This is a genomic window from Alishewanella maricola, assembly GCF_016343785.1.
In the GTDB taxonomy this organism is placed as follows: Bacteria; Pseudomonadota; Gammaproteobacteria; order Enterobacterales; family Alteromonadaceae; genus Alishewanella; species Alishewanella maricola.
Map to the genome: position 1 here is coordinate 21604 of NZ_JAEINI020000011.1, position 25948 is coordinate 47551.

The window sequence follows — 25948 nt, forward strand, 5'->3', positions numbered from 1 at the left end:
TTTGTGTGCTTAGCTTGAGTGTAGTATTTTGTGCTCAAATTGCGCGATATCTTTAAAATCGCTTGGTTTATGATGGAGCAGCAACAGCACGAATCGACCTTGCAGCCAAGGTAAAATATTTTGCCAAATCCGCTTAGCCATTGTGCTATCTAAGCCGTTAAAAGGCTCATCTAAAATAATCAGCATAGGATTGTGCAGTATTAAGCGGGCAAGGGTCAGCCGTCTTGCTTGACCACCCGAAAGATTCTGGCCTACATCACCCAGCCATGTATCTAAACCTTGGCTAAGTGTTCTTGCCCACTCGTCTAATTCAACTAAGCGTAATACTTGCCAAAGATCAGCGTCAGTCAATGGTGCTAAGCCAAGCTGCAGGTTGTAACGCAATGTGTCGGCAAAAATGGCGTTCTGTTGTTCTAAATAAGCAACAGCCTGACGATATGGCTGTGTTTCAGCAGCTGTTAGGTCAGTTTGGTTAATACTAAGCGTAATGTGTGGTGACGTGTGCTCTGCCGCCAACGCTGCGGCAACCGTCGACTTACCTGATCCTGAGACGCCAGTGAGCAATAACCACGGCTGTTGTTTGGTGAGACGCAGTGATAATGGGTGTAACTTGCTACTCGTTATCTGCGGGTGGTTAAATATTTCACACTGTATGCAAGACACTTGTTTAGTTAAGGGGCTCAGAGGCGCAGGTGTTTGCGCAAAGCCAGCTAGGCGTTTGGCTGCATAAACGGTCTTACCGAGGTGGCTAAATTGCAGTGGTAAACCCGTCAGCAATTCAGCTACACCAAGCCAGCCAAGTAAAAACATCACGGCAAGTGGCCCAGTTAGTGTTCCGGCAACAAAAGCGACCAGTACACTGAGTAATAATGCTGAAAAAACGATAGCTTGCATCGTATTAACGCCAAGCTGTAAACGGGCTTGCATCAGTTGGAGACGACTTTCCAATTGATAAATATGCTCAATGCTTTTGAGTAAAGGTTGTTGATTAAACGCGGTAGTTTTGCTTGCATAAAGTTCCGCTAAACCATCAATGTGAGCAACCACTTCGGCGCGAGTGTCTGTAAACTGTTGAGCAAGCTCGCGGCCTGTGGTTACGTTGGCGTTGCCAAACAACCTAAGTGCAATCGCCATAAATAACAGTAATAAGCCAAGCGTAAATAGCGCAAAACTGGGCAGCCAAATTGCTAATATTCCGAAAAAAAATACCGTGGCTATTACGCTTATTACGGGGGGCAATAGCAAGCGCAGATAAAGATTATCCAGTGAGTCTAACTCTGCGGTTAGTCGGCTTAACCAATCCGTGTCGGAAAAATTTTTACTCATTGATCTGGGTAATTGCTGTAAGCCTTTAAATAACACTACTCGACTTTTAGCCAGTTGCCGTAATACGGTGTCGTGGTTATACAGCCTTTCAAAATAGCGGCTGACGGTACGGCTGAGAGCGAAAAAGCGAATGCCGCCACCTGGCAAATAAATATCTAACATAAATATGCCTCCAAGCAGCAGTGCCGCACCGGCTACCGCGGTTGCCGTGATAAACCAGCCGGATAAAGCGAGTAATGCGATACCTGATAGCGCAGTCGCTATAGCGAGTAAGGCGCCCAACACTAAGCGATGTTTATTTTGTTGCAGAAAAATATCGAGCCAAAAACGGAGCGCTTGCAGATTTTTATGAGATGGCATCTGTTACCTCTAGCAACTCCAGATGCTGATCCGCGAGTGCTTGTAGTTCGCTATCGTGGCTTACAATAACAAGCGTGCAAGTGAGTTTAAGTGTATGCAAAGCTTGAATAACATAGCGTCGGCTTTCCAGATCAAGGCTAGAGGTTGGTTCGTCTAACAGCATAAGGCCATAGGGTACAAGAAAGGCTCTGGCTAAAGCGATACGTTGTAATTGCCCACCCGATAAACCCTCACCTCTCTCTGAAATAAGTTGATCAAGTGCTGATACGGTTGGACATAGTTTGGCTAACCCAACGTTGTTAAGGGCGTTAAGTAAAGCGGCATCGTTAACGGGCCCGCTTAGAAGTTGAAGATTCTGTCTAATTGAGCCATTTACTACCCAAGGACGCTGCGCCATGTAATAAATACAGACCTGTGAGGGTGAAACTTGGTTAAATTGGACTTTACCTGCTGCAACCGGGATTAACCCCGCGAGTGTTTTTAATAACGTGGTTTTACCAACACCCGATGGACCACTAATCAATAAGCATTGCTGCGGTTCGACATAAAAGTTCAAGTTTGTTGCTAGTGATTGGCCAGAGGGGTTTTTAATGGTTAAGTTTGTAACGTCTAAGGCCCCGACCATGGCTGTTGCGCTTGGTGTTGGCACTTCTGTTGTGATGGTTATAATGTCAGAGATTTCGGTTGCCGCAGCTAAAGCGCTGGCTTTGTCATGATAAGACTGCGCGAATTGACGGATCGGTTGAAAGAACTCTGGGGCCAGCGCCAAAATAAATAACCCGGTGCTCAGCGTTAATTGCGGTGCAGGTCCAAAATCAATGGCTCCGAATAAAGCAAAACCGATATAAATGGCCACAGCAGCAATCGCAACACTGCTAAAAAACTCTAATACTGCTGACGACAAAAAAGCGACTTTTAAGGTTTGCATAATGAGTCGGCGATAACTTTGACTGCGTGCTGCTACTTCATCTTGTACTTGTGCGGCCGCGCCTAGACGTGCAATGAGCGCGATTTTTTTTAGGCGGTCAAGAAAATGCCCCGCTAATCGTTGGCGCTGAAGTAAATGACGTTGGTTGATTTGCTCTGCACCCATGCCAATTAGTGACATAAAAAGCGGAATGAGTGGTGCGCTAAACAACAATAATAGGCCGACTAACCAATCAGTCCAACTAATAGCAAGTAAGATGCACAGAGGTGACAGCAATAATAATTGCTGCTGTGGCCAGTAGCGGGCGTAATAGCCGTCTAAGGCATCAACATCTTCAAGTAAATGACTGGCATAAACACTGGGCGAGCGCTGTAATTGCGAGATGCCAACAACTTGCCATGCCAACAACATTTTTTGGCGTAATGTTTTTTTAATACGGCTACTCGCGTCTTGGGCTAAGCGCTCTTGCCAGAAAAGCAATTGGCTGCGCAGCAGCCATAATAAAGTGATGCCCAAGATCGAGATAACGAGTTTGCGGTCTGCTGTGATGGTATTTTGAATAATCAGTTGATCAATGAGCCACGCGGCTAAAAACCAAATAATCACTAGCAAGACTGTGGCGATAACTCCAGCAAACACGCTTAACCACAAACGTGTTTGTTGTTGTTTTCGCAAAGCGATCAGCAGTGCTGATCCCTTCGCGGTAAGGTTACGAGCCTCAACACCTGACTCTTCAGCTAAGGAGTCAGCTAACGTCTTAGTCACTTAATGATATCCACCTTGTTTAACTTTCCCGCGGAAGACCCAGTAAGTCCACGCGGTGTAGGTTAAGACTAGCGGGATAACAAATAAGAAACCAATTAACAAGAACAACTGTGACTCAAACGCTGATGCGGCATCCCACAAGGTGTAATCTGGCGGCACCATGTAGGGCCATTTGCTGGCGAGTAAACCCAGATAGGTAAACAGAAATAAGCCCATGGTCGCGACAAAAGGGGTGCCTTCTTTTTGCTTGCGCAGAGCTTGAAAAACAACCCAAGCACAATATAGCGCTAAGAGGGGTAACAGCCACAGTAACGAGATACTATCAAACCAGCGAGACATGACGCGTGGGTCAACAAAAGGGGTGTACACGCTGATAATAGCAAACACCACGAGGACAGCTAATAACAAGCGCGGGGCGATTTTATAGGCCCACTGCTGTACTTCTCCTTCAGATTTCATAATTAACCAAGTGGCGCCAAGTAGGGCATAACCTGCGACTAAGCCAATGCCAGTAATGACGGTAAAGGGCGTTAACCAATCAAGCGCGCCGCCAACATAACGGAAGTTTTCTGTTTTGAAGCCTTGAATATAGGCTCCAACTACAGCGCCTTGGGCAAAGGAGGCGACAATCGAGCCACCGGCGAAGGCCCAATTCCATAGGTAGCGTGAGGTTTTGGCTTTAAAGCGAAATTCGAACGCGACGCCCCGGAAAATCAGGCCGGCGAGGAGCAGAAAAACGCCGATGTATAACGCGGGCAGAAACACTGAGTAAACCAGCGGGAAGGCGGCTAATAAGCCTGCGCCCCCTAAAACGAGCCATGTCTCGTTACCATCCCACACGGGCGCGACGGAGTTCATCATGACATCACGATGATGCTCGCTGGGTGCGAAAGGAAATAAAATACCTTGGCCTAAATCAAAGCCGTCCATGAGCACGTACATCATGACACCAAAGGCGATAATGCCGGCCCATATTAAAGTTAAATCAAAGGGTTGTGCCATTAGTTATCTCCTTCTAATCCGGCGTGCGCGGCTGAGAAGGGGCGTTTAGGCCGTTCAATCTCATCCATTTCATGTGGGGCATTGGCTTTTTCTAAACCGCCTCTAAACACTTTTAATAAGTAATAGACCCCGGCACTAAACACGAGGCTGTAGACCACGATATAGCCAATTAAGGTAAATAAGGCCATACCGCCGGTTAATGAGGGGGTTAAACCTTGCGCGTGGGTCATTTGGCCATAAATCAACCAAGGGGCTCGGCCTGTTTCGGTAACAACCCAGCCAGCCAGCACCGCTAAAAAGGGTGTAATACTCATCAAGCGCAGTGTTTGTAAAAAGGCGCGTGATTGATGGTATTGCCCTTTATAGCGCAATATAAAGCCCCATACGCCGACACCAATCATCAGCACACCTAAGCCGACCATAACTCGGAAGGCCCAAAACACAATAAAGACAGGCGGTTGTTCAGCTACGGGGACTTCGTTTAAGCCGGGTAAGGTGCCATTCCAATCATGGGTTAGGATAAAGCTGGCAAGCTTTGGAATACCGATTTCAAAGCGATTCTCCTGGGCGTCTTGGTCTGGCAGGGCGAACAACAGTAAGGGTGCGCCTTCGCGGGTGGTCCAGTTGCCCTCCATCGCGGCCACTTTCATCGGTTGATGCTTCAGGGTATTCAAGCCGTGGAAATCACCGACGACAGCTTGAATAGGGGCGAGTAACAGGAGTACCCACAATGAGATAGACAAGGCTTTACGGTTGGCGTCAACTTCACGTTTTTGAATTAAGAACCAAGCACTGACACCGGCAACGACGAGCGTGGCGGTTAAAAAAGAGGCTAAGGCCATGTGCATAAAGCGATAGGCAAACGAGGCGGTAAAGAGCGCATCACTCCAAGAGACAACATGGTACATCCCATCACGTAGCACGAGGCCGTCTGGGGTTTGCATAAGAGAGTTGGCTGATAAAATCCAGAATGAAGAAATAAAGGTGCCGGTGGCAACCATAATAGCGGCGAATAAATGCACGCCTTGGGGGACTTTATCGCGGCCAAAGAGTAGTACGCCTAGAAACGCCGCTTCGAGGAAAAAGGCGGTGACCACTTCATAACTGAGCACGGGGCCGAGGAAATTGGCGGTGGCGTAGGCGAAGTTGCTCCAGTTGGTACCGAACTGAAATGACATGACGATCCCGGAGACCACGCCCATGCCAAAGACAACCGCGAACACTTGGATCCAAAATTTGGATAAGCGTTGCCACATCGGGTTACCGGTTTTGTATGATAAGGTTTCTAACACAGCAATAGTACTGGCAAGGCCAATAGTAAAGACTGGGAAGATCGCGTGGAAACATACAACAAAGGCAAATTGTATGCGCGAGAGTAACAGCGGGTCGAGTTCCATAGATTGCTCCAGTGCAACCAAAAACGGTTAGCGTGCCGTTTGGTTGGCGTTTGCGTGTTGTTTCATAATAAGTATTTGGATGAACTTTTTAACGATGGGCAGCACAATTAATAGTGTTGGAAAGGCGATTAACCATGACCAAAGCCATGCTGACATCCAACCTACTAGCGTTATATCGTTAAAGCCTAGTGCTTTAAGGGTACTGACCAACGAGATCACGAAAGTCATCAGTATAGATAAAATAAGCGGCATTAAAACTTTTTCAATTAGAGAAATCTTAATTTGGATCATGGTTTTCTCAAAAAAAAGCGATGTCAGCAGAGGCTGACATCAAAGGTTAATTACAATGATTTTTTACTGAAGTACCAGTCGATGTACTGGTAACCTTGATCTTTACGTATATCAGCCTCTGCCATAGTTGCTGGCGGTGGCACAATAACATCATCACCAGGTTGCCAATTTTCAGGAGTCGCGACCTTGTGTTCATCGCTAGTTTGTAATGCCCGTAACACTCTTAAAAACTCATCAATGCTGCGACCATTACTCATTGGGTAATACACCATGGCACGTAAAATGCCATTTGGATCAATAATAAATGTGGCTCGTACCGCAGCAGTATCACTCGCACCTGGCTGAATCATGCCGTAAGCTTTGGCAACATCCATCGACAAGTCCGCAATAATTGGAAAGGTAATTTTTACCCCAAAGTTTTCTTCAATACTCCGAGCCCAAGCAATATGTGAATGCACACTATCAATCGATAGACCTAAAAGCTCACAATTTAATGCAGCAAATTGATCAGCGCGTGTAGCAAAACCCATAAATTCAGTAGTACACACTGGCGTAAAATCTGCTGGGTGTGAAAATAATACTAACCATTTACCTTTATAGTCTTCTAAGGTCTTCATGCCATGAGTGGTTTTGGCATTAAAGGCCGGAGCTGGCATGTTGAGTTGCGGGAAGCTAACCGTTTGTTCAGTCATAATAAGATCCTTGTGAGTTTATCTTCATTACATTAGACATTAATGTTATATCAATATAGTATATGCTTATAACAAATAGAAATAAATAAAATTGATTGAATTAATCATAAAAAATGATTAGTTACAGAAAACTTGGGTTGTACCTAAAAATATAGCTTGAAAGTTGTATTTTTAACTTTTTTTGCTTTTTATATTTACATTTTAGTTTTGGTTGTTTCGCGACAATCTTAATAATTGATTAAGTTTTCGCGTTTATTATTTCGCTTGCTTTGTTAAGTAGAAGAGGCGATATGCCCAAATTAAGTTGGTTGATTCGTTTTAGTGGGCCTTATTTGTCTTTGCTGGCATTACTGATTGGCGGCTTGTTGTTATTGTCCATAAATCGTTTGGGTTTGGTGTTCTGGCAGTATCAGCGCGTTTTAGCAACCGGTGAGCTAAGCCAGATTCTGCTGCAAGGTGTCAGTGCATAAGCACCTTTGTTCGGGCGCGATTTTAGTCGTGATGCTTCTACGCTAGGCAGGACTTTATTGCAATTTGATCAGTATTTTGCGCCGTTATAGCAACAGCCAGATGGCAGCCCGAACATCACCATTTTAAAGCCCGATGGTCAGGCGGTGAGCGGGTATTATGATTTTGCACAAAAGCGGCTGACACTAAGCGATAGCGAAGTGACGGCAAAAACTAAAAACCAAGCGTTAGCTGAAGTGTTATTACCTTCTTGGTTGTATCGCGAGCAGCGCTAACGACTGAAGCTGGCTTTGGAGTGAAATTGAAATGCACGCTTTGCTCAAATGATGAATTAACAAGGAAGGATGCATAGAGGTGCTCTCATGAAGATTGTCAAACCGTTATTGGGTTGTTGTGTTGCGCTGTTGGTGATGTTGCCATGTCATGGTATTGCGCAAATGCTGTCAACAGAGTTGCAGCCGGTGTCTTCGTTAAGTCAATTAACGGATGCTGCTGAACAAAGGTTACAGCGTCAAGCACTGCATCAACCTGCGCCTTGGATCTCAACGTGGCTGGCGGATGCGCCGGTGCTATCTGCAGGGTTGCTGAACAGCAGAAGTAAAGGTGGCAGTGATGAGATCGAGTTAGCGCTTAATCTCCCCTTAAAAAGTCCTAGCCGAGTGCGCTTAGACGAAGATGTATTAGATAATCAACAACGCCTGACAGCCAGTTTACTGGCATATCGTCGTTGGTTTGCCAGTGGCTTAGTTCGCGATACGGTATGGCAAATCGTATTAGAACGCAAAAGACAGCAGCTCTTAACCGAGCAATTGGATATTTATCAGCACTTTATCGAAAAATTGCGTAGCCCAGGGCAAGCAAGTGAAATGCAAAGTTATCATCAATACTTGTATCAACAAGGTGCGACAGAGCTGGCATTAGAACAGTTAGATAGCGCTGCCAGATTACTGATTGCGCAGCAACAGCTACAGCAGTTAACAGGGCAGGCTAACTTGCCTAATATGACTGCAGAAGAGCCTACGGCTGATTTTCAGTTAGTACAGCATCCTCGTTTACAGTTGCTGTTACTGCAAGAGCAACAGTTGCAATTACAGCAACAAGCAAACTCTCCAGCCAATAGCGCTTGGCAATTAACCACACGGGTAAAACGTGTTAACAATGCTGAGCAAAACGATAATCAGATAGGTCTGCAGCTGGATATTCCTTTAACAATTGGCGAGCAATCAAACCAGTTGGCGAATAGTACTTTTCAGTTGGACTATCAGCAATGGCTCAATGATTACAGTGATTCACAGCGGGAAATTGAACAGCAGCACAGCGCCGCACGAACCGAGCTAAAGACGCAACAAGCGCAGTTAGCCCTTTTAAAAAATGACGACGCCTTGCGCCGGCAAGCAAAAGCCAGTTTGTTGTTATTACTAGAGCGCCAAGAAATTAACGCTGATGTGGCACAGCAGCGGCTGCAGCAACTGTTGCAAGCCGAGTTGCAACTTGTGCTATTAGAAATTCAAGTACAAGCCAGTATCGCCAAATTAAATCAAACTGCCGGAGTGATGTTATGAATGTATTTTTCAAAGGATGTCAAAGGGCAGCCATCGGTGTGTTATTGGTACTTAGTGGGCAAAGTGTTGCCCAATCAGAACCGGCAGAAGTAACCATTTCAGCGTTAGGGGCATTAAACTTGCGTTATGCAGAGGTGAGCCTTGCTAGCGATTTCGCGGGGCAGCCTTTGTTGGCGCAAGCCAGTGCTTACACTGGCAGTGCTCGGCCGGTTGGTCGAATGATTGAAAGCGCTGAGATGACATGGTTAGCGCAGCCCGGCAGCGTGGTCGAGGCTGGCCAGCCGGTAATGCAGTTAGCGGGAAGCGAAGTGCATCATTTTTTAACGGAATATGATGCGCGTAAAAGTTATTTTCAGTTAGTTAAAAAGCGTTATGACGATAATCAACAGTTGTTCAAACAAAAAGCCATTGGAGCCAGTGCATGGCAAGAAATTAGCTTGGCTTATCAGGCTGCAATGCTGGAGTTTGAACATTTAGATCATTTTTATGAACGGATTAGCCAAGTAAGTGCTGATCATTCAAGTATTATCCTCACCGCGCCAATCGCCGGTTTAGTGTTAAGTGCTGATGCGTCGGAGCCTGTGTTATTTAGCATCTTGGATCAGGCACAGCTGCGCTTAACAGGAACCTTAGTCGAGCAATCTTTTCAACCCAGTGCGATACGTTTTGAAAATTGTCAGCTGGCAATTGAGCGCTTTGAAGCGGTAAGCGAAGGCTTTTCGCGCCGCTGGTGGACGGCACCCGTGGCGAGTGAATCGGCTTGCCAACTTAATTGGCAGCAACAACTTAATGTTACGCCAGTTTATGCGCAGGCGGTATATCGTGTCCCCACTAGCGCTATCGTTCGCCATCATAGTCAGCAGCATCTTTGGTTAAAAAGTGTTAACAGCTTGCGTTTGGTGCCAGTGTCAATTTTAGGCAAAGACGCAGGCGCTTTTTGGGTGCAGAGTGAAGCGTTAGCCCCGGCAGATCAGGTACTAATTCAATCAGTAAGTGCGGTATATGGCCATTACTTAGGTTTAGGAGGCGAATGAGTATGGCCGCATTATTACGTTTTATTTTAACGCAAAAGCTCTTTGTGCTGGCGCTTACTGTGCTTGTGATTGCGCTTGCGGTGCAAGCGTGGCAGCGCTTGCCGATAGACGCTTTTCCCGATATTTCGCCAACACAGGTCAAGTTAATCATTCGTGCACCCGGTATGACGACAGCCGAAGTTGAAGCACAAATTACCCAGCCGATAGAAACTGAGTTGCTAGGGATCCCTAATCAAAGCATCTTGCGCTCAACCACCAAATACGGCATTACCTCTATTACGATTGATTTTACTGAAGGTACTGATATTTACTGGGCTCGGCAACAAGTGAGCGAACGTCTAGCTGGGGTTTGGGGCAGCTTACCAGATATCGCTGAAGGTGGGCTGGCGCCAATGAGTACTCCGCTGAGCGAAATTTTTATGTTCAGCTATAACAATCCTAATTTATCGTTAACTGAGCGGCGGCATGTTTTAGATTGGCAGATCCGACCGCTGCTGCGCACTGTGCCTGGCGTAGCTGAAGTAGCAACGATGGGTGGTTATGTACAAACCTATGAATTTGCTCCAGATTTAGTACGTTTACAGCAAGCCGGTATAAGCTTAGAGCATTTAATTAGCTGGCTACAACAGCAGCATATGAATGGCAGTGTTGGCCGAATTAATAGCGGTACCAATACCTTAGTGATTCGCACCGAGGGCAAACTAACTGATGCTTTTGATTTAAGCCAACTCACCATTGCGGATGCTAATGGCAATCCGATTACCCTCGCGCAATTAGGCGAAGTGAGCTTAGGGCATTTAGCGCGTTTTGGTGGTGTTACGCATAATGGCAAAGAAACCGCACAAGCGATGATTATCGCCTTGAAAGGGGCGAATACCAGTGAGGTCGTGGCCGCGGTCAAAGCTAAATTGGACCAAATTAGCGTGACCTTGCCAGAGGGCAGCGAGCTCAATGTGTTTTATGACCGTGCGACCTTAATTGAAACGGCGGTGAGTACCATTCTTGAAGCTTTGTTTGCCGCGGTATTGCTGGTCATTGTGGTGCTATTTATCTTTTTGGCAGATGTTAGGGCGGCCTTAGTGGTTGCCGTCGCGATCCCTTTGGCTGTGGCGATCACTTTTTTAGCCATGGATCAGTTTGGGTTAACCGCAAATTTAATGTCTTTAGGCGGTATTGTTATTGCTATCGGCATGTTGGTGGATGCGGCGGTGGTGGTGGTGGAAAACATTGTTAGCCAAGGTCAGCAATTACGTCATGCGCCATTAGCACATCGCGTATATCGCGCAACCTTAGCGGTCGCCAAACCGGTTATTGCGGGTACGGCGATTGTGATCATCGTATTTGCCCCTTTGTTAATGCTAACAGGTTTAGAGGGGAAATTGTTTTCGCCTGTTGCTATGACTATTGTCTTTGCGATGCTGGCTTCGTTAGTGATTGCTTTGTGTGTTATTCCCGTACTGGCGGTAAGTCTCATTAAAGTGTCAGATAAACCTGCGCCAAAGTTTTTGCTATGGCTATTACAGCGCTATCAACACGCCTTAACCAAGGTTATCCAACGTCCTGCGCCTTGGTTGATTATGGCGCTACTGCTAGTAATGGGGACGGGCTTGACGGCGAGCTTTGTCGGTAAAACCTTTATGCCCGTTATGGATGAAGGCGATTTAATCGTACAGCTTGAAAAGCATCCTGACGTCAGTTTAAGCGAATCTTTAGCGGTCGATAGCCAAATTAGCCAGCGGCTTTTGCGTGATGTAGCTGAAATAAAACAAATTGTTGCTCGCATCGGTTCAGATGAACTCGGGATGGATCCGATGGGTTTAAATGAAACCGACATGTTCATGCAATTGCACCCCGCTACAACTTGGCAGGTGTCGTCTAAAGAAGCGCTCACCGAGAAAATCCGCACTATTTTACAAGAGTATCCGGGGATTAATTTCAACTTTACTCAGCCCATTCAGATGCGGGTTTCAGAAATGCTCACGGGGACCTCTGGCGATGTTGCGGTCAAAGTGTTTGGTGACGATGTGGCAACTCTCAGTCATTTAGCACAAAGCATTGCTCACACGACTGAGCAAATGAGTGGTAGTGTCGATGTACAAACCACCATTATTGATGGCGGTGAATTTGTGAATGTTCGGCTACGGCCTGAGGTTGCGGCGCGTTATCAGCTTACTACCGAAGAGTTGTCTCGACGTTTACGGATCTTTGTTGATGGTTTGCAGGTGGGTGAAATTACCAATGGTAAGATTAAAACGCCCTTATTGTTTAGTAGTAGCCAGCAACCTAATCAAGTGAGTTATCTTGAACAGTTAGCAACTTTGCCGATAAGTTTGCCAAATGGCAGTGTGGTCGCGTTAGCGAGTGTCGCTACCATTGAAACGCAGTTCGGCCCGAGTTTAATTGAGCGTGAAAATGGCAGTCGTTTTGCGGTGGTCACAAGTAATGTGAGTGGTCGTGATATCGTCAGTTTTGTTGAAGAGTTAAAACAGCAAGTTGGCCAAGCGGTTAGTTTACCCAGTGGTTACACCATAGAATATGGCGGTGAGTTTGAGAATCAGGCACGAGCAACCAATAACTTACTCATGATCGTGCCGTTGGTTTTGCTGGTGATCGTGCTGATTTTATTCACCACCTTTCGCTCTTTAGCGATTGCGGGGCTGGTGTATGCCAATATCCCTTTTGCCCTGATGGGGGGCGTGTTGGCGTTGTTTATTAGCGGTGAATATTTATCGGTACCGGCATCGGTAGGTTTTATTGCCCTACTGGGGGTGGCTGTACTTAATGGTGTGGTGATGCTGTCACATTTTCAAAGTATTGAAGAACGCTATAACGACATTAAAGAGTTGGTTATAGCTGGCGCCGGCGATAGGTTACGGGCTATTTTGATGACGGCAACAACGGCTATGTTAGGATTGATCCCGTTAGCGTTAGCCACGGGGCCAGGAGCTGAAATTCAGCGACCGCTGGCGATAGTGGTGATTGGCGGTTTAATTACTTCAACGCTGACCACCTTATTTTTACTTCCTTTAATGTATGCGCGTTTAAGAGGCCGTCATGACAGAACTTGAGATGCTATATGTGTTTTTTCCGTTAGAGCAACGCGATGCCGTGGTGGATAGTTTATTGGCTATTGACGATCTGAGTGGTTTTTCTATTGTCACCTTAGATGGCCATAGCCGCGATAATAGTCAATTTGACCGCTTGGAGCAGGTTGTTGGTTATCGGCAGTTATGTCGTGTCGAAGTGATAGTGAACAAACTATTGCGTGAGCAAGTTATAGTGCAATTGCGACAATGTCGCTCAGCTAAAACGGGTAATAATGGGTTTCGTTATTATGTGATGCCGGTGTTGGAAAGCGGCCACTTGTGAGTCATTAGCCATGATTAAAAACACCACGCCCTGCAATAGCAGGGCGTGAATGACGACGATAAAATATAGCAGTTGCTACTGCACTTGCTGTTAAAAAGTGTAGTTAAAGCCAGCATAAACGGTGCGACCCATTCCTGGTACGCCAATACCAAACGGGATGCCATTCAACGACATGGTCATTCCTTGGCCGGTATACACACCACCCTGGGGTAGATAATAGAATTTATCCAGTAGGTTCTCTACACCCACATCAAGCCGCAGTGACTGCCAGCTATGACTAAATTGCGCATTGAGCAAGGCATAACCCGCAGTTGTCGGCTCACCACGAATCGTTGATACTCGATTCTTATTTTTACTTATCTGCCATTCTAAACTGTTTTCCCAGCCCGCTAAGGTGTGGTTGAGTGTTAACTTGCCATGCAGTGGCTGCACATTATGTAAACCCGCATTGGTATCGGTATTGCGTGCATCTATGTAACTGAACAGGGCTTTCAGTTGCCATTGCCCACTATTATTGTTGGCTAATGTGGTTTCAGCACTGAGATCGATTCCTCGCAGCTTGGCGCGTTGGTTTTGATATTGCAGCACATTAAACTGGCTCGCTAACCAACTGCTGTTGGCTGCCACCGCATCAATATAATCTTGCACATCGGTGTAATAGGGCGTGATGATTACCTGCTGTTGTTTATCTTTACTTTGCCACGCTAAGCTTGCCGATACGGTATGCGCTTTTTCTGGTGCTAGCGCCATATTACCCACATAACCATTACCATCACCCACCAAATTATTCATCGATGCAGCCATAGGCCAAAATGACCATGGATAGGCTTCATAGAGGTTGGCTGAGCGCATCTTTTGTGCCAAGGCTAACTCTACACGCATGTTGTCGGTGAGTTGATAGCGGGTCAGTGCGGTAATGTCTAAGTTGGTATCGCGTTGTTTGCGTTCCGCTTGGTTAAAGGCTGCCGCATTAGGAACTTGCATGCCCATCGCGCTTGCTGACGTGTCATAACCTTGCACTTCATCGGCATTGCGTGTCACGCGCTCTACTCGAACGCCATAAAGCAGTAACCAATCCGGCGTTAAAGTTAACTCGTGCTCGGCAAACACCGCACTGCGATCACGACGGCCATTATTGATATTTAAAAACGTACCTGGGCCCATACCACCGCCTGACGCAGGCCAGTAATCATCTAAAGAAAACTGTTGTAACTCACTGCCTAAACGTATTGTTGAGTGAGCCAAAAAGGTCATTTCAACATTTAAGCTTAGCCCCCGGTTGGTGGAGTCAGAATGCATTGGCATACCTGCAGCGCAGGTGCCAGCAGGATCGCCATGAAAACGGATCGGGGCACAGGCCTGACCGCCCATCGCATTAGAGCCATACCAAAATTGCCGATCAGGGCCAAAATCCATCACATGCTCAACTTTTTCTTGATATATGCGGCTTTGCCATTGCCCCCACGCAGTTGTGCGTTGCCAGCTAAGGTTAATTCGCTGTTGTTCGTTATTGAGCAAATCCATCCGCTGATTTGGGTAGAGTTGTATGGGCATATTTTGGTAGCCTAATTGCAACTCGATGAGATCGGCTGCGGTTTTATAGGCAAAACGTAGCTGATGGTTTTGGGTTTCATAAGCACTTGAGCCGACTTCATCTAGCGGCAGTGTTTCGCCAGGTCGACCTGTAGCATTAAGGGTTTTAAAGTTGGCCGCTGCCGTGTAATTGTTGCCTTTGCTCCAATTACCGCTATAACTTGCATACAGTGCTGCGCTACTGTGGCTCACTTTCAGATGGCTACCACGAGCTTGGTTATTACTGCGATAAAAGCCACCTAGTTCGGCCGTCGTTTCTGCTTGATCTGAAAACTCAGCGGCTTTGGATTCACTGATGATGGTGCCGCCAATGCTATCTCCGCCGACACTGACTGGCGTAACCCCGGCAAACACAGAAAGCTGACCGACATCAGATGGCGCCATGTAGGATAGCGGTGGGTTCATATGATTAGGACAAGCAGCAATTAAATCCATGCCATCCACTTTAATGCGCAAGCGATCATCGGCCAAGCCGCGGATCATTGGTAAGCTTGAAACGGCGCCCGTTTGATTTACGCTAACACCAGCAAAAGCGTTAAGTAAAGCTGCCGTATCACTTGTTGCGGCTACCTGCGCTTGCAGTTCACTGGCCAATAATTGTTGTGCCATACCCACCGGTTGGCGCTGCCCTTCAACTTGAATATGTTCAATAGTTGGCTCGTTACTGTCTGTGGCCATAACAGGGTTAGCGAATACGGCTAGGCTAATGGCCGCAGCCAGTTTAGAGAGTTGAGCAAGGTGCTGAGAATGAGATGAGTGCATAAAACTCCAATAGCATTGAGAATTTTAAGCTATGGTAGTATTTTGCTGCGCTTAAAGTAATGCGGCATATTGTCGCAGTAACGGCTTAGGTGGGACGATGTTTAAGCAGTTTTCGCTGTAAGGTACGCCTGTGCATTCCCAAGCTTTTCGCTGTTTGCGAAATATTGCCATCGTGTTTGGCTAGCACACGCTGAATATGCTCCCATTCTAATTGTTCCGGTGACAAAAACACACTGTTCGACGGTGTTGGGGGGTGTTCTGGTACAGCTAAGTTGTCACCAAAAAGCGTTTGTTGTAGTAATTGAAAATCGACGGGCTTGGTCAGGTAATCGTCAGCGCCTTGTTTCACTGCTAGCACGGCAGTATTAATACTGGCATATCCAGTTAATACAATAATACGGCTGTGACTCAATGCCATTCGTAATGGTGCAATAAAACTTAAACCAGATTGCTGACCAAAGCGCAAATCTAACAAATAGATATCAGCTTGTTCGGCAATTAATTCGGCCTCAGTTAATGGCTGATAAAATGCTTGGATTTGCCAGCCTGGTTTTGCTAAACGCCTAGCGAGTGTGTTGATGAGTGCAGGATCATCATCAACAATAACCAGTTTTTTAATCATGCCTGACCTCTAAAGTGCAATAGTGTTTCCATACCACCAGAGGAGCGGTTTCGCCTTATAATCTGGCCACCTAGGCGCTCGATAGACACATTAGCAAGAAATTGCCCCCAACCAAGGCCTTGTTCGCTGTGTTGTGGTAAGTGACCAAGCTCAGCTAGGCGCTGTTCGGATAGACCTTCGCCAAAATCAATAATACAAAGCGACAACTGCCCTTGCTGCAGCGTTAATTTCAGCTCAAGCTGAGGTTTCTGCTGCTGTAAACCAGCATCGGCCGCATTGTCTAATATTTGAAACAGCGCTGCGGCAACGGCAGTTGCTTCTTTTATATGACAACGGCTATCGTCCGTGTTTTCGGTTATCGTAACGTGAATGTCTGGACGAGTGACCATCCAAGACTTTAAGCTTTGTCGCAAGATAGGTAATAGTGGGGCGGGTTTCAAATCGCGCCATTCTCCTGCATGTTGGCGCAGTTCGCTAATAATCTGCTGACAACGCCTTAGTTGTTGTTGCATATCCGCAGTTGCGGGGTGTGCCGCGATCAGCGGCTGAACTTCGTCGGTTAATAACAGTAAGTTTTGGATAGGCGAAGCTAAATCATGCGCGGCATTGGCGGCGTATGTGGCAATGGCTAAGGCGTGTTCTTGACGAACTTGCTGCTGCTGTAATTGATTAAGTTGTTCTGAGGTATTTCGGTTCAGTGCGGTTTGCCGGCTAATAAACCAACTGATAACGATTGCAGATATAACAAAAGCGCACCACATTTGCCACATATGGCGTGAGAAGGGCTGCATTACATTAGTATGCAGCATATGATGGCCAATGCCTTCAGCCGCTTGCAGGATCTGTGTTAAGTCACCCATCCACAGTAATAAGCTGTAGGCAATAATAGCACCCAAAGCGAACACATAACTTAGCCAAGCGGGTAATAAAACAGCCACAACTGCCACAGGTAGTAATAATAGCGCAACAAAGCCATTACTGACCCCACCGGATAGTGCTAACAGCGTAAAGATCGCCAATAAATCGAGCGCACAGCAGACAACAAAAAGTAATTGACTTTCGTGCCATGCCCTCGGCAATTGCAGCTGTGCTAAGTTAGTGGCTAATAAAGTACAAAGCACAAGCACGATGACATTCCACGCTGTGACCGGATAGACCATTATGCTGCCCAGTAGCGCTAATAACGTTAAGATGCTGAAGATTAAAGCTCGGAATTTCACCAGCTGCCAAAAAGAGGTGGTTGCCGTAAACATGTTATTTTCCATCTAGTAAGGGAAAAACTGTAACCGCTAATGCTCTTGGCGTTAACAAGCAAAAACGCAGATGAGTCTAGCATAATTATGTGTTTGAGCTGAAGATAGCATCCATTATACATACACCGTATCGCAGTTATTTTAATCAAGTCGCACGCTAAGCAAACTGAAGTGTTGTACTTAGTCGCAAAGACGCTTAAGTTAAAATAAACACCAGACAAATCATGCTGTTTTGACATCAATATTGCAAAGATGTCGCGGCAATACCTTCAGGAATTCAGTTTATGCGTGCGTATTTTCGTTTAGGCCCCGCCACTTTAGTAACGGCGGCTTTTATTGGCCCAGGCACGGTAGTAACCGCTTCATTGGCTGGCGCGAACTATGGTTACGCCCTGTTATGGGCATTGTTATTTTCTGTCATCGCAACGATGATTTTACAAGAAATGGCCTCACGCTTAGGCATCGTTACCGGTAAAGGTTTGGGTGAAAACCTTCGACATTTGGTACAACAGCCGCTATTAAAAGTGTTGTTATATAGCCTGGTGGTGGCGGCGGTTGTTGTGGGGAATAGTGCTTATCAAGGCGGAAATTTAACCGGTGCTAGCCTGGGTGCCGATGCCATTTGGGGGCAACAGTCGCTGGTGCTGTCGCTAAAGCAACACTCGGGGTTAAACCCTTGGTCATTGTTGTTAGGCGTCATTGCGATCGTGGTACTGTGGCGTGGTCGTTATCAACGGATTGAGCGGTTTTTAATTGGCCTAGTATTGCTGATGAGCTTGGCGTTTATCAGTACCATGCTGCTAACCAAGCCCGATCTGGGTGCGATGTTTTCGGGCATGCTGTTACCCACAATTCCTAGCGGCGCTACCTTAACGGTGATTGCTCTTATCGGCACCACGGTGGTGCCTTATTCTTTGTTCTTGCACGCGGCAAGCTCCGCAACGAAATGGCACAATCAGCCCAATAAAGCACAAGCCCTGGCAGAGTCTGCGGCTGACTTACGCACCGCCATACCCTTAGGTGGATTGATCACTTTAGCCGTGTTATCTACGGCAGCAACCGCTTATTTTGGCAAAGGCCTACAAATGGAAAATGCCGGTGATTTAGCGTTGTCGTTGCAACCGGTATTTGGTGCTGCAGCAACCTACTTAATGGCGTTAGGTTTACTAGCAGCAGGTTTGTCATCAGCCATTACCGCACCGTTAGCCGCGGCTTATGCTTTGCGCGGCTTGTTACAGCTAAGCCCACAATGGTTTCGACTGAGTTGGTTACTGATTATTTTGGTGGGTATGCTGGTATCGAGTTTGGGCTTAAAACCTTTGAGCATCATTTGGTTTGCCCAAGTGGCTAATGGTATTTTGCTGCCAATCATTACTCTGTGCTTATTACTAGCCGTGAACTCCTCACTGCTGGGTACCTATCGCAACAGCTTGCGGCAGAATGTGTTGGGGGCGGCGGTATTTGCTGCAACCTTATTATTAAGCGGCCGCACCCTTTACCTCGCTTTTTTTAGTTAACCCTCATCCGACCACACTCAGGTACAGGTCCGACCGGTGTCTGAGAGCGGTCTGACCAGTGTCTGAGTGTGGTCGGAGGTGTTTGGGGGAGGGTAATGAGAGCATAACGTCGCTATTGTTAGCAAAAGCCATTTCAACGGTTTTTGGGAGCGCTATCCGCTGGCGCAATTTCAAAAAAAGTTGTCGTGGGTTTGCGACAAGGCACCTCGTTGTGCCGTTCGGCTATTAGGTCTGCATACATGAGTTATGTTAATATTACGGCCATGTAATGCAGCGAAACAGGCCTGATAAATTCTATGGCAAGACGTACGAAAGCCGAAGCAGAAACCACTCGCGCAGCGATCTTGGATGCGGCTGAACAGCTGTTTTTTCAGTTTGGTGTATCTCGAACCACACTCGAGAAAATTGCCCAAGCCGCTAATGTTACCCGCGGTGCTATATACTGGCACTTTGATAACAAAGCCGATGTGTTTAACGCCATGTTAGAGCGGGTGCGCTTGCCGTTCCAGCATTTGTTGGCGGAAGTGGATAGTAATCCGCATGTCGATCCTTTCTTACAGGTGCGAGACCTCATGGTTAACGCCCTACAAATGATTGCCAATAGCGAGCAGTTGCATCGTGTGCTGACAATTGTATTCCATCGCTGTGAATATCTCGATGAATTAAACCCGGCCGTAAATAAACAAGATGAATTAGATGCGCAAACCATCGCTGTGATGCAGCGAGCCTTTGCACGTGCCGAGCAAGCGGGGATGTTACGAACGGGTGTATCACCTCGTCTGGCGGCATCGGCTTTTCATATGTATGTTGGCGGTATTATTAGTAGTTATTTATTAAAACCGCAGCAATGCGATTTAGATCAGCATGCCGCTGTATTGATTGATGCCATGCTGCAAGGTTTAAAGCAGCGTTAATCCCCCGGCAACATTAAGCATAAAAAAGCCGGCTATTTAGTGTGGGACTAAAAGCCGGCAAAGGTACGAATCGGTGGCAGTTTTACCTGCCTACTAAGTTAGGTTTGGCTTTGCTCAGCGTTCGCGCGGGGTTTCTTGGTAAACAAACGCATAATCACCAAGTAAAAGACCGGCACTAAAAACACGGCCAGTATCGTGGCGGAGATCATGCCGCCTAGTACACCGGTACCAATCGCATTTCTACTGGCAGAGCCTGCGCCGCTACTGATCACCAGTGGCAATACGCCAAGTGAGAAGGCCATTGATGTCATAATAATGGGGCGTAAACGCAATCGAACTGCTTCTAAAACGGCTTCGACCAGCTCTTTACCTTGTTGCTGTAACTCGCGTGCAAATTCAACAATTAAGATGGCGTTTTTCGAGGCTAGCCCCATGGTGGTTAATAGCCCTACCTGAAAATACACGTCGTTGCCTAAACCGCGCATATACGCTGCCGTTAACGCACCAACAATACCGAGCGGTACAACTAAGATCACCGCAAAAGGCACGCTCCAGCTTTCATACAAGGCTGCTAAACATAAGAACACTACTAAGATCGACAGCGCATATAAAGCGGGTGCTTGTGAGCCAGAGAGTTTTTCTTGATAAGAGGTCGCGGTCCATTCAAAACCAATACCGTTAGGCAGCTGGCCAATAAGCCGTTCCATGGTATTCATGGCATCACCCGAGCTTGAACCCGGTGCCGGTTCGCCTTGGATCTCCAGTGCGGATACGCCGTTGTAACGCTCTAAACGTTGCGGGCCATATACCCATTCGCTGCTGGCGAACGAGGCGAAACTGACCATCTCTCCGTTGTCGTTGCGCACAAACCAACGCTTGATATCTTCAGGTGTCATACGAAATTCAGGTTCGGCCTGCACAAACACTTTCTTCACGCGGCCACGATCTAAAAAGTCGTTAACATAGGTCGAGCCCCAACCAATCGACAGGGTTTGGTTAATATTGCTAAGAGAGACACCCAACGCTTGTGCTTTTAACTGGTCAACATTAATTTTTAACTGCGGCCCATCTTCCATGCCATTTGGCCGAACACCAACTAAGCCGGGTTCTTGCGCTGCCATACCCAGTAGTTGGTTTCTGGCGGCTAACAGTGCTTCATGACCTACACCGCCTCTATCCTGTAAGAATAAGGTAAAGCCGGTTGCGCGCCCTAACTCGGCAATAGGCGGTAAGTTAAAAGCAAAAATTTGCGCCTCTTTTACCGTCATAAAATAACCCATGGCACGGCCAATCACGGCTTGTACGCTGTCGGAGGCATCACGTAGGCTCCAATCTTTTAAACGCACAAAGGCTAAGCCCATATTCTGGCCGCGACCGGCAAAACTAAAGCCCGATACGGTAAACACTGACTGTACCGCTTGCTCTTGAGCATAATGGCCGGCAATTTTGTCCATGACGGCTTCGGTGCGTTCTTGGCTGGCGCCGGTGGGTAATTGAATTAACGTGAGGAATACCCCTTGATCTTCCTCGGGTAAAAATGACGTGGGTAAGCGCACGAACATCAGTGCCATCACCATCACGATGGCACCATAAACCAGCATTGAGCGTTTTGGCCGCGCTAGCATGCCCGCCACACCGCGTTGATAATTGCGATTGGTTCGCTCAAAACCCCGGTTAAACCAACCAAAAAAGCCTTTTTTCGCCTGATGATTACCGTGGATGGGTTTAAGCATAGTGGCACAAAGGGCGGGAGTGAAAATGATCGCAACCAACACCGACAGGGCCATAGCCGTGACGATGGTAATGGAAAATTGCTGATAGATAGCGCCGGTTGCGCCACCAAAAAATGCCATGGGCACAAAGACCGCAGATAATACTAAGCCGATACCCACTAAGGCGCCGGTGATCTGTCCCATAGATTTACGAGTGGCTTCAATAGGGCCTAACCCTTCCTCGCTCATGACTCGTTCAACGTTTTCGACGACTACGATGGCGTCATCGACTAATAAGCCGATGGCCAGCACCATACCAAACATGGTTAAGGTGTTGATTGAAAAGCCAAAAGCAGCCATCACGCCAAAAGTACCTAGTAGCACCACGGGCACGGCTAAGGTAGGGATCAGTGTGGCGCGGAAATTCTGCAAAAACAGATACATCACCAAGAATACAAGGATAATCGCTTCTATCAGCGTTTGTACCACTGAGCTAATCGATATTTCGACGAAAGGCGTGGTGTCATAAGGCACCACAGTACTTAAACCAGCCGGGAAATAAGGGCGCAGTTCATCCAGTTTGGCTCTTACCGCGGCAGCCGTATCAAGGGCATTCGCACCGGTTGCTAATTCAATAGCTAAACCTGTGGCCATTTTGCCGTTGTAACGGGCGATTACGGAGTAATCTTCACCGCCAAGCTCAACCCGCGCCACATCTGCCAATTTCACGGTTGAGCCATCGCTGTTGGTGCGCAGTAATATTTGGCTAAACTCTTCGGCTGAGGTTAAGCGTGTTTGCGCTAAAATAGCCGCATTAAATTGTTGACCGGGGAGGGCGGGCGAACCACCCAGTTGTCCCGCTGTCACCTGATTATTTTGTACTTGAATGGCCGCAGTAATATCGGCGGGGGTCAGTTGAAATTGGTTTAACTTATCGGCATCTAACCAAACACGCATCGCATATTGGCTACCAAACACTTGTACGTTACCTACCCCGCTGGTGCGGCTTAATGGGTCGCGCACATTGGCCACGACAAAGTCAGCAATATCATCGCGTGTTAAGCTGCCATCTTCAGAGATAAAGCCAACGACCATTAAGAAAGCGCCATTCGATTTAGCCACACGCACACCGGCTTGCTGCACCTCTTGTGGCAGCAAGGGTAATGCTTGTTGCAGCTTATTTTGCACCTGTACTTGTGCAATATCGGGATCTGTACCGGTTTCAAACGTTAGCGTTAAGCTGATATTGCCTGAAGAGTCTGAGTTGGCCGACAGGTACATCAGGTTATCGAGGCCATTCATGGTTTGCTCGATAACTTGTGTCACCGCATCTTCAGCGGTTTGTGCAGATGCACCGCGATAAGAGGTGCTGATACTGATCGCCGGTGGCGCGATCCGAGGATATTGCTCTACCGGCAGTTGTTTGATGGATAACAAGCCTGCCAACATGATAACGATGGCGATAACCCAAGCGAAGATCGGTCGATTGATAAAGAAATTTGCCATGTGCGACTCCAGGGTTACTGCACAGCAGCAGAATTAGGTGAGGTTTGGGTTGCCGTTACTGTGCGTACCGTGGCGCCAGGCCGAATTTTTTGTAAGCCCGCGACAATCACGCTATCTCCAGCGTTGAGGCCGGAAAGCACTTGCCAATCTTGACCCACAGCACGCCCGGTCTCAATGACCCGTGCTTCAACAATGTTATCCTGGGTGACTAACATCACCGATGCTTGACCTTTGGGCGTTCGGATCACCGCTTTTTGCGGCACCATCAGGGCATTTTGGTCGATACCATGCTGCAGGCGGGCTCGAACAAACATGCCAGGTAATAAATCACCCTGATCATTGGCAAACACGGCACGCAAGGTCACCATGCCCGTACTGGGATCGACATTTACTTCAGAGAATTGCAGACTGCCCTGTTGCGGATAGGTACTGCCATCATCTAGCAACAGTTCAACCGTTACTTCGGCACTACCCATTTGCTGATGTTGCCTTTTAAGTTGCATTAATTCGCTGCTTGATTGCGTAAGATCAACGTAGATAGGGTTAAGTTGCCTTACCGTCGCCATCACCTGTGCCTGATTCGCCGTTAACAAAGCTCCTTCGGTTACATTCGAGCGACCAATTTGACCCGCGATAGGTGCCGTGATCTCGGTATAATCTAAGTTAATTTGCGCGGTTTGTAAGGCGGCTTCACTACTGGCAACTGCGGCATTTGCTTGCATTAAAGCCGCTTGAGCATCGTCATAGTCTTGTTGGCTAATGGCTTTTTTACCAATTAACCCTTTTAAGCGATCGGCTTTTAGCTGTGCGTTGTGTTGCATGGCTTTACTGCTGCTTAAATTCGCTTTGGCATGAGCCAAAGCGGCTTGATAAGGCGCCGCATCAATTTTATAGAGCACTTGTCCGGCAGTGACTAATTGACCTTCCGTAAATAAGCGTTGCTTTAAAATACCGTTAACTTGAGGGCGGATCTCCGCCTGACGATAATCCGTGGTGCGCCCTGGTAATTCAGAGATCAGCGGCATAGCGGAATGGCTTAACGTCACAACTTCTACTTCTGGCGCAGGGGCAGTACCTTGAGTGGCACTGGGTTCAGGTTGGCTACAGGCTACTAATAACATGCTGAATGCGGCAGCACTCAATAGTTTGGTCTTAAAACGCATAAAAACTCCTGTGAGGCATAACTGAAAAGCTGCGATAGATAACAGTAGCAGAATAATGGCTGCAATATACATACAAGGCTGTATGTTATCAAGCGCAACAAGGCTCGTTACGCTGTATGTGCGACTAAAGGCAATAAACAGCGGTTGAATGTTGAAAGTGAGTTCGCTTCAGGCTCAGAAAGATAACAAGTAATGGCGAGGGGCAGCGTAACTTGTCTTCGTTATATCCATAACTCATGGGCTGGTTCTGTTACTTATGAAAACAACGTTGTAATTAGAACAACGATAAGCCCAATTCTTCAGCAATGGCGGTGATCAGTTGCATGGCCACGACCGAGTTACCAAACCGATTGAGCGGTGGACTCCAAGCCGTGATCACCCCAAATTGCGGCACAATGGCAACAATAGCACCACCAACGCCACTTTTTGCTGGTAAACCCACTTTAAACGCGAATTCGCCAGATTGATCATACATGCCACTGGTCGACAAAATGGCGTTAACGCGGTGCGCGTCACGTCGGCTACAAATTTGCGCTTGGGTGCCAGGCTGCACGCCACGGTTTGCCAAAAACAGCAGGGCGCGCGACAATTCGGCACAGCTAATGGCGGTTGCACATTGATGAAAATACTGCGCCAAAACTAAGGGCACTTCTGCTTCAATATTGCCAAAGCTTTTCATCAAATAGGCGAGGGCCGCATTGCGATTACCGTGCTCTAATTCGGATTGATACACTTGTTGATCGGCATAAATCTGATCGGTTTGTGCTAAACGGCGAATAAAACTAAGAAAAGCACTTTTACTGGCAGAATAATGACTTACCAGCACATCCGAGACTAAAATGGCCCCGGCATTAATCACGGGGTTACGTGGAATGCCTTTTTCCCATTCTAGCTGCACAATTGAGTTAAATGGCTGGCCTGACGGCTCCATATTGACGCGTTGCCACAGCTCATCGTCGAGTCTATTCATCGCCATCACCAGCGCAAAAATTTTCGAGACACTTTGTAAGGAAAACTGTTGCTCAAACGCACCGGCACCACTGACCTTGCCATCCAAGGTGGCGATGGCAACCCCTGCTTGTGCGGGGGCGACCTGTGCCAATGCGGGGATATAGTTGGCCACTTTACCTTCGGTATAGCGCGGCTGATATTGAGTTAATAACCGTTGTAATAAAGCTTCTAAGCTGGGATCGGCATAAGACATAATGGCGAGATATCGTAATAGCAATAAGGCTGCAGTATACCATAGCCAAGTTGAGCATTGCAGGCGCGAGCGCGGTTTAACCTGTTGTCGACCATCAGCGCAGGGCTTGGCTAAACTCAGGTATCGTTAAGCTAGCGTCATAACGAATATTTTGTTCGAGTTGATCAAAGATCCACAACAAATGCCCTACTTTTAGCTGGTTGGCGCCTAAGCGTGAGTTAATACCTTGGATATAAGTGCGAAACTCTCGGCCCAAGCCACATAAATCGGCTTCTTCTGTGGCGGTAAGTAAGGCTTGTTCACTGAGCGGTCGATGTGCATGTTTTTGCGCTTGGGCTAACGCAGAAAAGTCGCGTTGGTAAAAGTACCACAAGGCAAAAGCAATAATAACAAGCATAACGATGACGGCGGCTACGATATTGTCGAATAAAAAATTGAACATGGTCTACCTCGCTAGCGGTGAAGCATCAGAAAAGATGTGGTTAGCCGAGTGAATCGTTTCATTGGT

At 47.2% G+C, this 25948-nt stretch carries 21 protein-coding genes; 8 read left to right on the forward strand and 13 right to left on the reverse strand.

What is annotated here, in order from left to right; all coding sequences use genetic code 11:
• Nucleotides 1-9: 9 nt before the first annotated feature.
• From JAO78_RS13655 to JAO78_RS13680, 6 genes are read right to left on the reverse strand one after another with little or no spacing between them, the layout of a single operon-like run.
• Entirely contained in the window at nucleotides 10-1686 is a 1677-nt protein-coding gene (locus JAO78_RS13655; RefSeq protein ID WP_226751922.1) for an amino acid ABC transporter ATP-binding/permease protein, read from the reverse strand.
• Nucleotides 1673-3379, reverse strand: coding sequence for a thiol reductant ABC exporter subunit CydD (gene cydD, locus JAO78_RS13660; RefSeq protein ID WP_226751923.1), 1707 nt, complete (start codon nucleotides 3377-3379; stop codon nucleotides 1673-1675). Before cydD ends, JAO78_RS13655 begins: the two co-directional genes overlap by 14 nt.
• Nucleotides 3380-4381, reverse strand: a complete 1002-nt coding sequence (cydB, locus tag JAO78_RS13665; protein ID WP_226751924.1) for a cytochrome d ubiquinol oxidase subunit II — start codon at nucleotides 4379-4381, stop codon at nucleotides 3380-3382. It lies immediately after the preceding gene.
• Nucleotides 4381-5778 (reverse strand): cytochrome ubiquinol oxidase subunit I, encoded by a 1398-nt coding sequence (locus JAO78_RS13670; protein WP_226751925.1) that lies wholly within the window; start codon nucleotides 5776-5778, stop codon nucleotides 4381-4383. Before JAO78_RS13670 ends, cydB begins: the two co-directional genes overlap by 1 nt.
• Nucleotides 5779-5805: 27 nt before the next feature.
• Entirely contained in the window at nucleotides 5806-6069 is a 264-nt protein-coding gene (locus tag JAO78_RS13675) for a DUF2798 domain-containing protein (RefSeq protein WP_226751926.1), read from the reverse strand.
• A gap of 50 nt (nucleotides 6070-6119) precedes the next feature.
• Nucleotides 6120-6761 (reverse strand): peroxiredoxin, encoded by a 642-nt coding sequence (locus JAO78_RS13680; protein WP_226751927.1) that lies wholly within the window; start codon nucleotides 6759-6761, stop codon nucleotides 6120-6122.
• Between the two features lie 290 nt (nucleotides 6762-7051).
• On the opposite strand from JAO78_RS13680, the gene JAO78_RS13685 reads away from it, so the two are divergent.
• The 6 genes from JAO78_RS13685 (at nucleotide 7052) to JAO78_RS13705 (ending at nucleotide 13194) form a co-directional block, all read left to right on the forward strand.
• Entirely contained in the window at nucleotides 7052-7231 is a 180-nt protein-coding gene (locus JAO78_RS13685) for a hypothetical protein (RefSeq protein ID WP_226751928.1), read from the forward strand.
• 144 nt (nucleotides 7232-7375) lie between these two features.
• Entirely contained in the window at nucleotides 7376-7504 is a 129-nt protein-coding gene (locus tag JAO78_RS16795) for a hypothetical protein (protein WP_255654633.1), read from the forward strand.
• An 87-nt stretch (nucleotides 7505-7591) separates the two neighbouring features.
• Nucleotides 7592-8791 carry a TolC family protein gene (locus tag JAO78_RS13690; protein ID WP_226751929.1) on the forward strand — a complete coding sequence of 400 codons (1200 nt, stop codon included), beginning with the start codon at nucleotides 7592-7594 and terminating at the stop codon, nucleotides 8789-8791.
• Nucleotides 8788-9825 carry an efflux RND transporter periplasmic adaptor subunit gene (locus tag JAO78_RS13695; RefSeq protein ID WP_226751930.1) on the forward strand — a complete coding sequence of 346 codons (1038 nt, stop codon included), beginning with the start codon at nucleotides 8788-8790 and terminating at the stop codon, nucleotides 9823-9825. Before JAO78_RS13690 ends, JAO78_RS13695 begins: the two co-directional genes overlap by 4 nt.
• On the forward strand, nucleotides 9822-12893 hold the full coding sequence (locus tag JAO78_RS13700) for an efflux RND transporter permease subunit (RefSeq protein WP_226751931.1): 3072 nt from the start codon (nucleotides 9822-9824) through the stop codon (nucleotides 12891-12893). The genes JAO78_RS13695 and JAO78_RS13700 overlap by 4 nt, the downstream gene beginning before the upstream one ends.
• The gene (locus tag JAO78_RS13705) at nucleotides 12880-13194 is read left to right on the forward strand and encodes a DUF3240 family protein (protein ID WP_226751932.1); all 315 of its coding nucleotides are present in this window, start codon (nucleotides 12880-12882) and stop codon (nucleotides 13192-13194) included. The genes JAO78_RS13700 and JAO78_RS13705 overlap by 14 nt, the downstream gene beginning before the upstream one ends.
• A 90-nt stretch (nucleotides 13195-13284) precedes the next feature.
• Here the strand turns inward: JAO78_RS13705 and JAO78_RS13710 are convergent, their stop codons facing one another.
• The 3 genes from JAO78_RS13710 to JAO78_RS13720 form a co-directional block, all read right to left on the reverse strand.
• A complete protein-coding gene (locus JAO78_RS13710; protein ID WP_226751933.1) occupies nucleotides 13285-15549 on the reverse strand; it encodes a TonB-dependent receptor plug domain-containing protein in 2265 nt (754 codons plus the stop codon).
• 85 nt (nucleotides 15550-15634) lie between these two features.
• Complete coding sequence (locus tag JAO78_RS13715; RefSeq protein ID WP_226751934.1) at nucleotides 15635-16171, reverse strand: response regulator transcription factor; 537 nt, start codon at nucleotides 16169-16171, stop codon at nucleotides 15635-15637.
• Nucleotides 16168-17424, reverse strand: coding sequence for an ATP-binding protein (locus JAO78_RS13720; RefSeq protein ID WP_226751935.1), 1257 nt, complete (start codon nucleotides 17422-17424; stop codon nucleotides 16168-16170). Before JAO78_RS13720 ends, JAO78_RS13715 begins: the two co-directional genes overlap by 4 nt.
• Before the next feature lie 284 nt (nucleotides 17425-17708).
• On the opposite strand from JAO78_RS13720, the gene JAO78_RS13725 reads away from it, so the two are divergent.
• Together JAO78_RS13725 and JAO78_RS13730 are read left to right on the forward strand one after the other, a co-directional pair.
• The gene (locus JAO78_RS13725; protein ID WP_226751936.1) at nucleotides 17709-18941 is read left to right on the forward strand and encodes an Nramp family divalent metal transporter; all 1233 of its coding nucleotides are present in this window, start codon (nucleotides 17709-17711) and stop codon (nucleotides 18939-18941) included.
• Between the two features lie 296 nt (nucleotides 18942-19237).
• Nucleotides 19238-19855: a TetR family transcriptional regulator gene (locus JAO78_RS13730; RefSeq protein ID WP_226751937.1), complete on the forward strand. Its 618-nt coding sequence runs from the start codon at nucleotides 19238-19240 to the stop codon at nucleotides 19853-19855.
• A 98-nt stretch (nucleotides 19856-19953) separates the two neighbouring features.
• Here the strand turns inward: JAO78_RS13730 and JAO78_RS13735 are convergent, their stop codons facing one another.
• The 4 genes from JAO78_RS13735 to JAO78_RS13750 form a co-directional block, all read right to left on the reverse strand.
• A complete protein-coding gene (locus JAO78_RS13735) occupies nucleotides 19954-23073 on the reverse strand; it encodes an efflux RND transporter permease subunit (RefSeq protein ID WP_226751938.1) in 3120 nt (1039 codons plus the stop codon).
• 14 nt (nucleotides 23074-23087) lie between these two features.
• On the reverse strand, nucleotides 23088-24236 hold the full coding sequence (locus JAO78_RS13740) for an efflux RND transporter periplasmic adaptor subunit (RefSeq protein ID WP_226751939.1): 1149 nt from the start codon (nucleotides 24234-24236) through the stop codon (nucleotides 23088-23090).
• A 274-nt stretch (nucleotides 24237-24510) separates the two neighbouring features.
• Nucleotides 24511-25464 carry a glutaminase B gene (glsB, locus tag JAO78_RS13745; RefSeq protein WP_369413469.1) on the reverse strand — a complete coding sequence of 318 codons (954 nt, stop codon included), beginning with the start codon at nucleotides 25462-25464 and terminating at the stop codon, nucleotides 24511-24513.
• A 70-nt stretch (nucleotides 25465-25534) separates the two neighbouring features.
• On the reverse strand, nucleotides 25535-25882 hold the full coding sequence (locus tag JAO78_RS13750; protein WP_226751940.1) for a hypothetical protein: 348 nt from the start codon (nucleotides 25880-25882) through the stop codon (nucleotides 25535-25537).
• Between the last annotated feature and the right edge of the window lie 66 nt (nucleotides 25883-25948).